The organism is Cysteiniphilum sp. GTC20157, from assembly GCF_055396795.1.
In genome coordinates this window covers 226,489-240,325 of the sequence record NZ_AP044698.1, presented here as the reverse complement: position 1 = coordinate 240,325, position 13,837 = coordinate 226,489, and the positions used below count along the sequence as shown (strand labels likewise).

The following is a 13,837-nucleotide window of genomic DNA, read 5'->3' as shown; positions in this document are numbered from 1 at the left end:
TCGTTATTTTTTATTTTTATATCTTTTTAACTTCAGTTTCTAATCTCTAATTCACTCAATTTTTGGCACCGAACTCACGCACTGCATCAACCATTATTTTAACTTTATCCGGTGAAATGTCTGGATATACGCCGTGCCCTAGATTAAAGACAAAGCGACTATATGGTGCTTGACTTGTGACGATGCTTTTTACCGAGTCAATAATACTTTGATCACTGCCATAAAGTGCCGCAGGATCTAAGTTGCCTTGCAACGCAAATTCATTACCAACGGCTTGTCTTGCACGTGCCACATCAATATTCCAATCAATACCAATACCATCGCAGTCGGTTTTAATCAGCTGATCTAACCACAATCCACCGCCTTTAGTAAAAAGTGTCACCGGCACATGCGGATGACGTTTTTTAAGCTCAGCTGTAATCCTTTGCATGTAACCCAATGAAAAGGCCGCATAGTTGCCTTGTGCCAACATGCCACCCCATGTATCAAAGATCATCACAGCATCAGCTCCCGCTTTAATCTGTTCATCGAGATAATCAATAATCACAACACTTAGATCAAACAATAACTTATGCAATACTTCTGGCGCGCTATAAAGCATCTTACGCAATTGCGTAAACTGTTTTGAACCCTGACCCTCAACCATGTAAGCCGCTAACGTCCAAGGGCTACCGCTAAAGCCAATTAATGGCACACGATCTTTAATTGCCTGTTTAGTGGTTGAAACTGCATTGAACACATAATGCAATTTATCAATAGCACCTTGAGTATCTAAGCGCTCAACATCTGCTAAAGTTGTCAATGGCGAGGAGAAGATTGGCCCTTTACCACTGACAAATTTAAGATCCATACCCATTGCTTCAGGAATCGTTAAAATATCTGAAAAGACAATGGATGCATCTAAATCATAACGATCCAAAGGTTGCAAAGCTACTTCACAACAAGCTTCAGCATGGCGGCACATCTGCATAAAATCACTAAATTGTGAACGCGTCTTACGATACTCAGGCAAATAGCGCCCAGCTTGGCGCATAATCCACATCGGTGTTTGTGTCACAGGCTTGCCTTGTAAGGCGTCTAAAAACAATGTTCTCATTTTTTATCCTTTTTGTAATAATCAATCCCATCAGGGTGATATTTAAAGCGTTTATACGTCCACTGATATTGCTCTGGATATTGGCGAATAATTTCCTCAAAGCGCTTGGTAAACGCATAAGCCACTGGATCTTCAATACCATCAATTGCTTGATAGTGCTTAATCAAAGGCTCCAAGTCCTCATTAAACAGTGTCAAACCTTTGCCATCAGAATTTCTAACGGCATAGCTTAACACAACCGCAGGCTTGTAGCGCTCATATAATTTTCCAGCAAAATTCATCGTCTTGGCAGGGTTATCAAAGAAATCAATATAAGTACCTCCAGCATCAACTGGGACTTGATCCGTTAGCATGGCAATGACTTCCTTTTTTGCTAGGGCTTTAAATAACATTTTCACACCCTTTTGATTGGCAGGTGACATGTTTTCACATAAGCGTGAACGCGCACGCAAAATCAGCTTATCCAGTGTTTTTATCTTCGGTGGTGTGTATAACATCGCCGAAGGATATTTGCTTGAATAATACATCGAGGCAATTTCATAACTTCCCAAATGAGGTGCTACAACCATAACACCACGACCTTCTTCATATAAACGTTGTGCAATATTCCCACCATGCACCACTTGAATTTGTTTCAATAGTTTTTGCGGATTTTTGAATAAAATTCCCGGCATTTCAGCACCGGTCATACAGGTTTGTTGTAAAGTTTTCTTAACCAGTGTGCGTTTATGATAGTCACTTAATTCCGGAAAACATTTATCAATATTAATACGCGCTATTCGACGCATATCGCTTTTACAATAATAAAATAATACCCCAATCATCGCCCCAATACGCTGCGCTGTTTTAAAACTTAACTTTCCCCACAAAAACAATATTAATATTAGCGCTTGGGCACCTATTTTCTTCATCGCATTTTACCGTTTTTTATTTTATTGCTGAAAGCGTTCAAATTTACGATAGCTTAATGCCTCTTGAATATGATGCTTTGCAATCATTTCTTGTGCTGCCAAATCAGCAATTGTCCGCGCAATTTTAACGATTCGGTGATACGCTCTTGCCGATAAACCAAGCTTTTCAATGGCGTCCGCCAACAACAGTCGCTCATTATCCCCTAAAATGCAGAATTGATCAATTTCCTTGCCCTGAAGTTCGGCATTAATTTTCCCTTGGCGCTTGATTTGCAGATCGCGTGCGTTGATCACACGCGCTTTGACATCATGACTTGACTCGCCTTGTGCGCCTGCAATCAAATCATCATGCTCAACTTCAAGCACCTCAACTTGCAGATCAATGCGATCTAATAGGGGGCCTGAGAGCTTTTGTTGATAACGTTTTATTTGCACATCCGTATCTTTACACGCTTTGCGCTGTGAACCTAAAAACCCACAAGGGCAAGGATTCATCGCCGCAATTAATTGAAATTTAGCCGGATATTCAACTTGTGCACTGGCTCTTGAGATCACAATCTTGCCAGACTCAAGTGGCTCACGAAGAACCTCTAGGACTTTGCGATCAAACTCTGGCAGCTCATCTAAAAATAATACGCCATTATGCGCTAATGAAATCTCTCCTGGCTTTGGATTTGATCCACCACCGACAAGAGACACTGCCGATGAGGTATGATGAGGGGCACGAAATGGGCGCTGATAAAAATGCTCAGCAACATCACTGGTACCTTTAATAGACGCAACCATTGCCGTTGCTAAGGCCTCATCCATCGAAAGTTTGGGTAAGATCGTATTAAATCGCGATGCAAGCATCGTTTTACCTGTACCAGGGGGACCAACAAATAAAAGATTATGACCACCTGCTGCGGCAATCTCTAACGCGCGTTTGGCTTGAAACTGACCTCTGACATCGCTCAAATCCAATTCAAACGCATTATCTGACATCACGCCTTCTGCTTGTTGTGCCGCTTTAATAAACTGTGTTTTTGATAAGTGCAAAACAACGTCCATCAAACTCCTAGCCGCATAAGCATGAAGATCTGGCAATAAGGCAACTTCACTTTCATTTTTTACCGCAATAATGAGGTTACGTTGATGCTTTAAGCTTTGAATAGCAAACGGCAAAATACCTTTTACCGGTCTTAATTTGCCACTTAAAGATAACTCCGCAGCAAATTCATATTGCTCAATATCGGGTGCTATAACTTGTTGAGATGCAATTAAAATACCAATGGCAATTGGTAAATCATAGCGCCCACCTTCTTTTGGCAAATCGGCAGGTGCCAAATTAATGGTGATGCGTTTACTTGGGAATTGCAATCCTGAATTAATGATCGCACTTCTAACGCGATCCTTACTCTCTTTAACCGCCGCTTCAGGTAAGCCTACGATCGACAAACTCGGCAATCCATGCGATAAATGCACTTCCACCGTTACTTGTGGTGCATTCACCCCCAATTGAGCGCGACTAAAGACCGTAGCTAGCGACATAACTGCTACTTATTTCCTTGCTCAGCAATAAGTTCATCAACTTTTTTTTCAAGCGCTTCAAGCTTTAAACGTGTTTTTGCTAACACTTCTTTTTGGATATCAAACTCCTCACGCGTGACTAAATCCAACTTTTCAAAGCTTGCTTTTAACACACTTTTGCAATTATTTTCAAACTCACTAGCCACCGTTTTTAAACCACTAGGAATACCACTGGAAATCTTACTGGCAACATCATCGATTATTTTATTGTTTAGTTTCATACTCAATCACTTAAATGCTTTACTAATAGATAGTGCATAATGTAGCATAGACAGCCAAATTGACAAATCAATTCGAGCATGAAGCTAATTACAGCCTATATCAAACCGCATTTACTTGACCGCACACGCGAAGCCTTATTAAGCACTGGGGCTACAGGCATTACTATCACTGAAATCAAAGGCTTTGGGCGCCAACTTGGTCATACTGAGCTTTATCGCGGCGCGGAATATGCGGTTGATTTTTTGCCTAAGATTAAGATGGAGATCATCTGCAAAGATGATCAACAACAAGACTTTATAAAGGCCATCATTGACACAAATAAAGCCGATAAGATTGGGGCGGGCAAAATCACCATCACCCACCTTGAAGAAGTTATTCGCATCCGCACTGGTGAGACGGATGATGAGGCAGTTTAAATCAAACTTTTTTTCGGCTAAGACTAAATATTCACCCACAAGTGTTCATCGTACCCTGAGCGTAAGTCGAAGCGATGCGCTGAGCATCAGTCGAAGTGGGGAAGCTTGGGAAAATCACACGCCATAGAGGCTTCGACTTACGCTCAGCCAGCGCTTACAAAATCAAAGTGGGCTGGAATATGGTCATAGCCTTTTCTTCCTCCCATTAATTACTCTCCACTTTAGTCTTTAGTCCAAGTGCCATGACCAAAATGACCTGCTGGATCATAAACGCTTTGATTGCACCAACCTTCGTGCCCAGTACAAGTATAGGTCACACCATTTCTAACAACTTTACTGCCTAATTGATAGCTGCCAAGACCATTTGACCACTCTGGTAAATCTGGCGTTGGCTCCGGAGAGACTTGTCCTTTATTTTCCAAAAGCCAAGTATATTCAATATGATTACTCTGCTCGATCTCCGTATTGATATAAACGATATTATCAACACCATCGATCGGCTTAACGGTGTCATCATCTTGTAAGACGCCGATGACAACGCCATATGCATGCAATTCATTATTTAACTTGGCAATATATTGTGATTTCCACGTTGCCAACCTATCGATCACCATTGGCACTTCGATCGCTTCTTCATAACCACCTAAACGCCCAGAATCAAAGACATCACTGCGCCATAACCTGAAGTTAAGTTGGTCATTTTGTTTATAATGACTCTCTGATTGAGCGCCAAAGACAGCACTACCCTCTTTACCTGCAAGTGGCGTCCACACACTTTCAATTGGTTCTGGCGTTACCGCATGATGTTCGATACGCCATTGATAGTTTACTGGCGACGTTTTTGCCTGATAAACACTGTAACCTGAAGATGAATTGGTTTCGATCGCTTTACCATCACGACTAAGCACGCCAATTTGCACTTCCTTCTGGTCATGACTTTGATTGAATTGCTGCGCTAGCTTTTGTTGCCACAATTTTGCATCATTGTCTGATGTAGGTTGATAAGAAGCTGCATAGCACTGGCTATGCGCATCCACGGTGCAGACGTCAACAGTCACCGTATCTTCCGGTTTAATATCTAGACTAGGCAGAGTACTTTCTCCATAAACATTCTTTACTTTTTGCCATACAACATCCACTGGTGGCGGTGGCGTATCATTGCCGATCACTACATCTGAGCAAGAATAAAAGGCTTCAGCACTATCATCACGCTGCCATACCGCGTAAATAACATGCTGACCTACTTTAGACTCAGGTATTGTACATGTGAAATTTTCAAAACCACCTAATCCTGGAGATTGCAAAGCTGATTCGCTCGTAGTCGGCACATAATGACAAATGGGCTTTTCTTCCAGATCATTCCAAGTCAATGCTTTATTGATTTGCCAATCATCACGCGTAATATAAATATCAATATAACCTTTACCATAAGTTTTATGAGGTGCAGTTACTGCATAAGTGAACTTATTTTCACCTGCTTCAAGTTTAACAGGGTAGAGATTATCGCCTTGATCAACTGTCCATTCACTATCTTCTAAACTGCGATATTTTGCTAAGTTTGCAGAGCAAATCGGCGCATCTTTACCACCCATAATAGCAATATGTGCACTACGTGAATCATTGATATAAGATGGATCATTTGACCAACCTGCTGCCGCCCCTTGAGCCACGCCACTCCAATCAGTAATGACCTGATTGATACCTTCGCCATGCAAATTAACACTACATACATCTGCACCATTGTGACCATTCCACGACACATTATTATTAGGTGTCGCCCCTCCTGAACACAACCATTGCCTGCTATCTGGAAAGGACAATGCACCATGCCCAAAAACTGCACCTGAGCTTAACGCTAAGCTTGACACTAAAAAAATAGAACGTAACTTCATATATAACTCCTATAAAATAATTTAGCAAAAGTGTATGAAATTCGCGCCAATATGTGAAATTGAAAGAACTAATAGTGTTATAAGCGTTATTTATTTTCAAAATTTAGCGAATCTAGGCTTTGTGTCTCAAAACCATATAAAGTAAGAACTAAGCATTATATTTGGGTAAAAGCAGTACTATTTAAAATTAATCCCTAACAGTATCTTTTGCAGACTGGTTTCGATATATTGTTTAAATAAACATAAGCACCGGATATGACCGTGATTATAAAGTGGCTTCATTTTTCACTCACATTGGCATATAACATTATATTTGATTGTTTGGCGCAACGCCAAACAACGTTTGTTAATAATCAAAATAACACAACGCTTTTAGGTAAGGGTTGGGTAGAAAATGAGTAGCTTTTCACAACAACTAAAAGCCGCAACCATAGACAGTATTACCGGCTTATTTAAAAATCGAAAAATGCTGGTGATGTTTATTTTGGGCTATTCTTCAGGACTACCTTTAATGCTTACAGCATCGTCGCTCACTTACTGGTATCACGAAGCAGGGATCAGTATTCAAGATATTGGCTTATTAACGCTGGTAGCATTGCCATATACGATAAAGTATCTATGGTCGCCTGTGATTGATCAGGTAAACCTTAAATTCCTTGGCAGACGCAAAAGCTGGATTTTATTAATGCAATTATTATTAATTGTCTGTGTGTTTTTATTGAGTCAATTTTCACCTGCGCAATCACCATTGATTATTGCCGGTATTGCCTTGGCAATTTGCTTTTTCTCGGCAACACAAGACATTGCGATTAATGCCTATCAAACAGAAGTGTTAGATGAGGATGAGCGCGCCTTGGGGAGTTCTGTCTCTGTCTTAGGCTATCGTGTGGCAATGATGGTCACAGGCGCCTTTCTATTAATTATGGTTAAATACTTTGATAATAACTGGCAAAACGGTATTTTTGCGCTTATCCCGTTTTTTGCAGTGGCAATGGTTGGTACTTTTTTAGCGAAAGAAGCTTCAGTGGACAACCGCCCTAAAACTTTTGCTGATGCGGTTGTTTTGCCATTTTATGATTTCTTTACCCGTCGCGGCTTTGCAGTGGCGATTGTTGTGCTTTTAATTATTATTTTTTACAAGTTTAGTGATGCGCTAGCATTTTCACTTAATACCGTCTTCTTTGCCGAACTTGGCTTTGATAAAGTCACGATTGCTGTGTCGTATAAAACCAATGCCTTAATATTTACCTTTATTGGTCTAGTGTTGGGTGGCATGTTAGCCAAAGGCTTTGGTTTGTTTCGTACATTCTTGGTATTTGGTTTTATGATGGCAGCTGCTAATTTGATGTATATGTGGTTAGCATTTGAAGGCAAAAATTATTATTTAATGGTTATATCGGTTGCCGTTGAATATATGGTCGGTGCGATGGGTACAGCTGTATTGGTGGCAATGATTATGAGCTTGGTCAATAAAAGTTTCTCAGCGACACAGTTTGCGGTACTAAGCTCGATTGACTCATTAGGACGTGTGTTAGTAGGGCCGTTAGCAGGCAATGTCCAAGCAGCTTGGGGCTGGGAGATGTTGTTTTTACTCAGTTTCATTCTTGGCTGTATTGTCACCTTTGGTATATGGTTGGCACGCAAACAGATTATCTTAATGGCAAATCTGCATGCGTAGTGACGAAGCAAGCGTAAGGCAAGAGTAAGTCGTGTTTTGTTCTGTCTCACCTGTTGCACGACCTCTCCCATCAACTGAGAGGTGTGCTAGTTGAGATGTCCTCGGGCTAAACCCGGGGTTCCCCGTCTACGATCGCTCAGATTGTGGAGCAAAAAGAAAGTCGATTGGTTAAAGCGTGGCAATTGCCTCGACTTCAATTAACACATCTTTGGGTAAGCGTGCGACTTCAACACATGAGCGTGCCGGTGGTGTTACCCCTTGAAAAAATGACGCGTAAACCTCATTAAAAGCAACAAAATCATCCATATTTTTAATAAAGCAGGTAGTTTTAATCAATTTGTTCATACTGCTGCCGGCGGCTTCAACAACGGCTTTTAAATTTTGCATTACTTGTGTTGCTTGCCCTTTAATATCACCTTGGACTAATTCACCGTTGGCATTTAAGGCAATTTGTCCTGAGGTATAGAGCATGCCATTGATCTTAACTGCTTGCACATAAGGACCTATCGCTTGTGGTGCATTATTGGTTTGCACGATTTCTTTCATAAATTTTCCTTAGATTTTTAAAAGCAATTTTATTCTGTCTAAATCAAGCGTATTGTCAACGCATGTGTTAGCACTTTCGTAACGTGAGCTGTGTAATGAAATTAAATATAATCACCAACACTACAAGTATGAGCAAACTAGATAACAATACATCTTTAAACGCCATCGTTGAGTAACGATGCAGCAATGAGGCAATGCTTAAATAAATCACTGGAATAAACCCTTGGTATAAGATATTAAGATAGGTGCTTAATAAGGTATTTGTTTGGTTTGAATATTGATTGGTAAAGATGATTTGCCTTAGGTTAAACATGACGACGTATTCGACAATCGCATAAATAATAAAAAACACAATAACGGCAAGCAATACCCAAGCTATATTGGCTGAACCAATGGTATAAAAGCACCACAATAGCGGCAACATCAACAGACCAAATAAAAAGATATTTTGGCGGATGGAGGCATCAGTCGTTTGGCTTTTTTTACACAAAATAAGGCGTAAACCAATGATGACGACAATTAATGAAAATACAGGCTCTAATGGATAAACCGCTTGATAGATTTGTGACAATTGATCGTTGAATAAAAACAGCAACACCGATGACATCAACACATAAACAACGATGCTGTATTGACTTGCGCCATTGATGCAAAGCATGACATAACGTGGCTTGGTTTTGACAGCAATGGCAATACTCAAAAAAGCAATAATCACAATAACAAGCACATCAGCGATATTATGCCAGCGATACATTAACGCACCACACAGCAGTGCTAATAATGCGCCCATAGCAAAGGATAAAAGGCATTTTAAAAACACCTGTATATTGAAGGTTTCAATGCTACGCACAAAGCGAAAATAGTAAAAAACCGCGCCACAAATCGAAGTTGTCAGAGTAAAAGGTAGCAGCAGATTTAAAAAAGAGAAGCCTACAAACAAAATGGTGACGATAATCCCAAGAGTGTTGACAATAAAAGACATTAGGTTGTTTTTAATCTCATTGGAAAGTGAGTTTTCTGCGACAAGTTGATAACGTTTAGTATGCAATACGACTTGATTGCCGAGATACGATAGTAAAAAGAAATGCACCCCCATCGTCATGTAAAGCGCACCACCGCCAAATTTTCCAGAGAGCAGGATATAGGTGGTCAGCATCAATAAAAATGGACAGAAGAAACCAACCACTGTCAGGGCGTCTGACTTTTGTTTGACATCTTTGACAAGTTTTTCAGTCAGCATGACGGTAAGCCAAGTAATGAGCCCCAAAATCGCACCAATAATCAGCATATCTGAGAAGAAATATAAACGTTCAAAGTCATCTTTAAAAACTTGGTTAAAGCTTGAAATACTTTCTGCTAATGCGCGAATAGGGACATAAACAGGCAAAATACAGAAATATAAAATACTCGGATGACGTATACAGTTAAGCAAAAAGGCGCGTTGTGGTGACATCGATGATATTCCTTTATTAAAATCTACTTAATATTCGCTCAAGGGCGCGACTGGATAGCACCCATTTCAATAATTTAGCAATACTGGTAAATTTAGTGATACTGTAGCGTGGTGCTGGATTTTTCGCTTTAAGAATTTTCTCAACCACCTTAGCCACTGCTATCGGCTCTTCATTGAATGGCACAGGCTTATGATTTCCTGACATCAGTTTTTTATAATCACTTAAATGCACTGAAGTTTTAAGCTCAATATTTTTAACCGTTTTCATCGAATTCTCTCTGATTTTACTGCTGATCGGTCCAGTATTAAGTATGCTCATATGAATATTGGAACCTCGTAGTTCTTGGCGCATCGTATCAACCAATCCCTCTATCGCATATTTGCTAGCATTATATGCCCCGCGATATTTAAGTGATACTAATCCCAAAACAGAGCCATGTTGGATAATCTTGCCATAGCCTTGCTTACGCATAATTTTGAGTACTTTGCATGTGAGATTATGAAGCGCAAAAAAGTTAGTATCAAACTGCTCTTTGACGTGTTTTGTCGGAATATCTTCTAAAGCACCGGCTTGTGAATATCCGGCGTTATTAAATAACACATCTAACGTGCCCCCTGTTTTTTGTAGAATATCAGCCAATGCTGCATCTATTTGCGAATCATCTAACACATCAATCAAGTAAGTTTCAAAACCTTCAGCCGTGAGTCTTTTAACATCCTCTGGCTTTCTAGCGGAGGCAAAAACGCGATATCCTTGTGCTTTTAAATATTGCGCTGTAGCGTAACCAATACCGCCATGTGAGCAGCCGGTAATTAATATCGTTTGTTTATCCATTTAAGTTAACTCCAATTGATTTTCACCTTCCAGTCAAATGGTCGGTACATTTCTTGTAATATCTGTGTGATCTGTGCCTGTGCTTGCGCGATATATTGACCACTATTTGCCAGTTGGCTAATCGCTTTTACTTGGGCCACACTTGGATAAAACTTCACATTATCACTAGCCGTATAATGTTGATAAAACCAAGCACCACTAGCACCTGATGCAATACAAATCGCAAGTAGGGTTAATTTAGAAAAAATACGCATCATAGCACCAATACCACAAATAAAGCGATGATTAATATCAATAATATCCAATGTTTTATGCGCACATTTATATCCTTAAATACTGAAGTTATGCATCCAGTTTCTTATTTAGTATTTCATTCACTTGCTTAGGATTTGCTTTGCCTTTGCTATTTTTCATAATCTGACCGACAAAGAAACTCAAAAGCTTCTTGTTTCCGGCACGATAATCTTGCACTTGTTGTGGGTTGTTGGAGATTATCTCATCAACCAAGCTTTCAACGAACCCAAGGTCATTACTTTGGCGCACGCCCAATTGATCAACAATGCTTTGTATCGCTTGTGGTTGCTCATAATAGTGTTGTAATACAGCTTTGGCAGATTTTAAAGAAATCTCATCCTTGTCAACACTAGCAATAATTTCAAGTAATATCTCAACAGGCACGCGCTTTGCATCAAATGTGCTTTGTGCGCGATTAAACACAGCTTGCAACTCAACGGCGACCCAGTTATATGCGGTTCTTGCTGGAATGCTTTTTGCCAATGCACCATAGTAATCCGCGATTGTCGGGTTATCCATTAAGAAGTTGACCTCATCAGCATTAAGCGCCTTAGCATAGGTTTCACGTCGCACTTTTGGCAATAGTGGCATCTGTGAATGTATGTTTTCAATTTCTTCATTAGATAAGATAATGGGCAATAAATCAGGCTCAGGGAAATAGCGATAATCAAAGGCATTTTCCTTGCTACGCATGCTGCGTGTTTCATTGTTATCTGGATCATAAAGCCTTGTTTCTTGAGTGATTATGCCACCTTTGTCAAGGACATTGACTTGACGCTGATACTCATAATGAATGGCACTTTCGATAAAGCGAAATGAATTGATATTCTTAAGCTCAGCTCTTGTGCCAAGATCATCACCGGGTTTGCGAATCGATAGATTAACATCACAACGAAATGAGCCTTCTTGCATATTGCCATCACAAATCCCCAAATGCTGCACCAGTTGATGAAGATCTTTAAGATAACAGATCACCTCTTCAGCGCTACGAAAATCAGGGTGTGTCACAATCTCCAATAATGGCATGCCGGCACGGTTATAGTCCAGACCAGTTTGATCACCAATAAAATCATGCACTGATTTTCCCGCATCTTCTTCAAGGTGAGCGCGTTCAATGCGAATGGTTTTAAGGCCCTTACTCGTTGTAATCTCAAGCTGACCATTCTGCACAATTGGATTATTAGATTGACTGATTTGATAGCCTTTGGGTAAATCTGGATAAAAATAATTCTTGCGTGCAAAAAAACTATTCTTTGAAATTGTTGCATCAACGGCTAAACCAAACATCACCGCCATATCGATTGCCTTTTTATTAACAACAGGCAAAGTGCCAGGTAAAGCAATATCAAGGAAACTTACCTGTGTGTTTGGCTCCTGACCATATAGCGTTGCAGAATTTGAGAATATTTTGGTTTGTGTTTGTAGCTGGACATGCACTTCAAGTCCAATGACCATTTCATAACTCATGCACCGACTCCTTGTAATAGTTGCTGTGGCAGATGAAAGTCTGTTTCACGCTGAAACGCACAAACTGCTTGTAGCAATAAATGATCTTGGAAGTTGTTAGTCATCAATTGCGCACCAAATGGTAAATGTTCAATATTTCCAATAGGGAATGAAATCGCTGGAGCTCCTGTTAAATTCGCAATCAATGTATACATATCCGATAAATAAGTGGTTACTGGATCTTTTTGCGCCCCTAGTTTTGGAGCAGTCGTTGCGGCTGTTGGCAGTAAAACCATATCGACATTTTGGTAAATTGCATCAAGGTCTTGCTTTAATTTGGCGCGCACTTGCTGGGCTTTGTGGTAATAAGCATCGTATTGACTAGCTGCTAATACATAGTTGCCCATGACAATACGGCGTTTGACCTCCGCGCCAAATCCTTCTGTGCGACTGTTGATATATAACTCATCCAGTGTATTTGCCTGCTCACTGCGATAGCCATAACGTACCCCATCAAAGCGGGCTAAGTTAGTGGCAGCCTCAGCCGGTGCCAATATATAGTAGCTTGAAACAGCAGCTTGCAAATCGGGCAATTGAATATCTTTAATCTTCGCACCTTGCTTTTGGTAAACAGCAATACACTCCTGAAACAGTTCTTGTGCCTCAGGTGAGAGTTTTGACAATAATTGCTTATCCACACCAATACTCAGGTTTGTGATATCTTGTTGTAATGATTTGGTAAAAAAATCCGGATCAGTTGCAATATTTGTGCCATCATGATTATCTTTGCCTGCCATTGCCTGCAGTAAATAAGCACAATCCTCGGCATAATGCGCTAACACCCCCACTTGATCAAAAGACGAACCATAAGCCACTAAGCCATAGCGTGACAACGTACCATAACTTGGTTTTATCCCAGTAATACCACAGAAGCTTGCTGGTTGTCTTACGGATCCACCCGTGTCACTACCTGTAGCAAAGGGTGTAAGTCCAGCGGCAACAGCAGCGGCTGAACCACCGGATGAGCCGCCTGAAACATGATTTAAGTCATGAGGGTTTTTAACGGCACCAAAAAAGCTATGCTCATTGGTTGAGCCCATACCAAATTCATCCATATTGGTTTTACCAAGCAACGTCATGCCTTGTTTTTCGAGTTTATCAACAATCGTGGCATTAAATGGTGAGTTATAATTGCTTAATATCTTTGATCCACAGGTTGTGGTTAATATATCAGTACATAGATTATCTTTGTGTGCGATAGAAATCCCAGTTAACAAAGTCGTCTCACCTTTACCTATTAAATCATCCATTTCTTTAGCATGTGCTAAAGCCTGTGAATAATTGATTGATATGAAAGCGTTTAAAGCTTCATTTTTACGCTTTATTTCGGTTAGATATTCTGTTGCTAATTCGACGGCACTTATGGTTTTGCTATCGAGCTTTTGGCGCAATGTTTTTAAAATACTCACAAAACCTCCT

14 protein-coding genes are annotated in these 13,837 nt (G+C 40.3%); 3 read left to right on the top strand and 11 right to left on the bottom strand.

Going from position 1 to position 13,837, the window contains the following annotated elements; all coding sequences use genetic code 11:
• Nucleotides 1-55 precede the first annotated feature (55 nt).
• The 4 genes from hemE to ACZ5V8_RS00905 are packed head-to-tail and all read right to left on the bottom strand — an operon-like array spanning nt 56 to nt 3,797.
• On the bottom strand, nt 56-1,096 hold the full coding sequence (hemE, locus tag ACZ5V8_RS00920; RefSeq protein WP_464218000.1) for a uroporphyrinogen decarboxylase: 1,041 nt from the start codon (nt 1,094-1,096) through the stop codon (nt 56-58).
• Nucleotides 1,093-2,007 (bottom strand): lysophospholipid acyltransferase family protein, encoded by a 915-nt coding sequence (locus ACZ5V8_RS00915; RefSeq protein WP_464217999.1) that lies wholly within the window; start codon nt 2,005-2,007, stop codon nt 1,093-1,095. Before ACZ5V8_RS00915 ends, hemE begins: the two co-directional genes overlap by 4 nt.
• 21 nt (nt 2,008-2,028) lie before the next feature.
• Nucleotides 2,029-3,537, bottom strand: a complete 1,509-nt coding sequence (locus tag ACZ5V8_RS00910) for a YifB family Mg chelatase-like AAA ATPase (RefSeq protein ID WP_440616591.1) — start codon at nt 3,535-3,537, stop codon at nt 2,029-2,031.
• A gap of 5 nt (nt 3,538-3,542) precedes the next feature.
• Nucleotides 3,543-3,797 carry an accessory factor UbiK family protein gene (locus ACZ5V8_RS00905; protein ID WP_464217998.1) on the bottom strand — a complete coding sequence of 85 codons (255 nt, stop codon included), beginning with the start codon at nt 3,795-3,797 and terminating at the stop codon, nt 3,543-3,545.
• Between the two features lie 78 nt (nt 3,798-3,875).
• On the opposite strand from ACZ5V8_RS00905, the gene ACZ5V8_RS00900 reads away from it, so the two are divergent.
• Complete coding sequence (locus ACZ5V8_RS00900) at nt 3,876-4,214, top strand: P-II family nitrogen regulator (protein ID WP_464217997.1); 339 nt, start codon at nt 3,876-3,878, stop codon at nt 4,212-4,214.
• 221 nt (nt 4,215-4,435) lie between these two features.
• On the opposite strand, the gene ACZ5V8_RS00895 is transcribed toward ACZ5V8_RS00900, so the two are convergent.
• The gene (locus ACZ5V8_RS00895; protein WP_464217996.1) at nt 4,436-6,106 is read right to left on the bottom strand and encodes a lytic polysaccharide monooxygenase; all 1,671 of its coding nucleotides are present in this window, start codon (nt 6,104-6,106) and stop codon (nt 4,436-4,438) included.
• Between the two features lie 255 nt (nt 6,107-6,361).
• Between ACZ5V8_RS00895 and ACZ5V8_RS00890 the strand changes: the two genes are divergently transcribed.
• Nucleotides 6,362-6,508 carry a hypothetical protein gene (locus ACZ5V8_RS00890; protein WP_440616595.1) on the top strand — a complete coding sequence of 49 codons (147 nt, stop codon included), beginning with the start codon at nt 6,362-6,364 and terminating at the stop codon, nt 6,506-6,508.
• The gene (locus ACZ5V8_RS00885; protein WP_464217995.1) at nt 6,501-7,784 is read left to right on the top strand and encodes an AmpG family muropeptide MFS transporter; all 1,284 of its coding nucleotides are present in this window, start codon (nt 6,501-6,503) and stop codon (nt 7,782-7,784) included. Before ACZ5V8_RS00890 ends, ACZ5V8_RS00885 begins: the two co-directional genes overlap by 8 nt.
• A 168-nt stretch (nt 7,785-7,952) precedes the next feature.
• Here ACZ5V8_RS00885 and ACZ5V8_RS00880 read toward each other — a convergent pair whose 3' ends face one another.
• The 6 genes from ACZ5V8_RS00880 to gatA all read right to left on the bottom strand — a co-directional run bounded on the left by ACZ5V8_RS00880 (nt 7,953) and on the right by gatA (nt 13,827).
• On the bottom strand, nt 7,953-8,330 hold the full coding sequence (locus tag ACZ5V8_RS00880) for a RidA family protein (protein ID WP_464217994.1): 378 nt from the start codon (nt 8,328-8,330) through the stop codon (nt 7,953-7,955).
• A gap of 67 nt (nt 8,331-8,397) precedes the next feature.
• Nucleotides 8,398-9,783, bottom strand: coding sequence for a hypothetical protein (locus ACZ5V8_RS00875; RefSeq protein WP_464217993.1), 1,386 nt, complete (start codon nt 9,781-9,783; stop codon nt 8,398-8,400).
• Between the two features lie 16 nt (nt 9,784-9,799).
• Nucleotides 9,800-10,618 (bottom strand): SDR family NAD(P)-dependent oxidoreductase, encoded by an 819-nt coding sequence (locus ACZ5V8_RS00870; protein WP_464217992.1) that lies wholly within the window; start codon nt 10,616-10,618, stop codon nt 9,800-9,802.
• Between the two features lie 5 nt (nt 10,619-10,623).
• The gene (locus tag ACZ5V8_RS00865; RefSeq protein WP_464217991.1) at nt 10,624-10,923 is read right to left on the bottom strand and encodes a hypothetical protein; all 300 of its coding nucleotides are present in this window, start codon (nt 10,921-10,923) and stop codon (nt 10,624-10,626) included.
• A 37-nt stretch (nt 10,924-10,960) separates the two neighbouring features.
• Nucleotides 10,961-12,379, bottom strand: a complete 1,419-nt coding sequence (gene gatB, locus ACZ5V8_RS00860) for an Asp-tRNA(Asn)/Glu-tRNA(Gln) amidotransferase subunit GatB (protein ID WP_464217990.1) — start codon at nt 12,377-12,379, stop codon at nt 10,961-10,963.
• Nucleotides 12,376-13,827: an Asp-tRNA(Asn)/Glu-tRNA(Gln) amidotransferase subunit GatA gene (gatA, locus tag ACZ5V8_RS00855; RefSeq protein WP_464217989.1), complete on the bottom strand. Its 1,452-nt coding sequence runs from the start codon at nt 13,825-13,827 to the stop codon at nt 12,376-12,378. Before gatA ends, gatB begins: the two co-directional genes overlap by 4 nt.
• Between the last annotated feature and the right edge of the window lie 10 nt (nt 13,828-13,837).

Bases quoted from the DNA above. Each gene is read 5' to 3' on its own strand.
- gatB (WP_464217990.1), bottom strand. From the start codon at position 12,379: ATGAGTTATGAAATGGTCATTGGACTTGAAGTGCATGTCCAGCTACAA.
- ACZ5V8_RS00890 (WP_440616595.1), top strand. From the start codon at position 6,362: ATGACCGTGATTATAAAGTGGCTTCATTTTTCACTCACATTGGCATAT.
- hemE (WP_464218000.1), bottom strand. From the start codon at position 1,096: ATGAGAACATTGTTTTTAGACGCCTTACAAGGCAAGCCTGTGACACAA.
- ACZ5V8_RS00895 (WP_464217996.1), bottom strand. From the start codon at position 6,106: ATGAAGTTACGTTCTATTTTTTTAGTGTCAAGCTTAGCGTTAAGCTCA.
- ACZ5V8_RS00880 (WP_464217994.1), bottom strand. From the start codon at position 8,330: ATGAAAGAAATCGTGCAAACCAATAATGCACCACAAGCGATAGGTCCT.
- ACZ5V8_RS00870 (WP_464217992.1), bottom strand. From the start codon at position 10,618: ATGGATAAACAAACGATATTAATTACCGGCTGCTCACATGGCGGTATT.
- ACZ5V8_RS00915 (WP_464217999.1), bottom strand. From the start codon at position 2,007: ATGAAGAAAATAGGTGCCCAAGCGCTAATATTAATATTGTTTTTGTGG.
- ACZ5V8_RS00875 (WP_464217993.1), bottom strand. From the start codon at position 9,783: ATGTCACCACAACGCGCCTTTTTGCTTAACTGTATACGTCATCCGAGT.
- ACZ5V8_RS00885 (WP_464217995.1), top strand. From the start codon at position 6,501: ATGAGTAGCTTTTCACAACAACTAAAAGCCGCAACCATAGACAGTATT.
- ACZ5V8_RS00910 (WP_440616591.1), bottom strand. From the start codon at position 3,537: ATGTCGCTAGCTACGGTCTTTAGTCGCGCTCAATTGGGGGTGAATGCA.
- ACZ5V8_RS00905 (WP_464217998.1), bottom strand. From the start codon at position 3,797: ATGAAACTAAACAATAAAATAATCGATGATGTTGCCAGTAAGATTTCC.
- ACZ5V8_RS00900 (WP_464217997.1), top strand. From the start codon at position 3,876: ATGAAGCTAATTACAGCCTATATCAAACCGCATTTACTTGACCGCACA.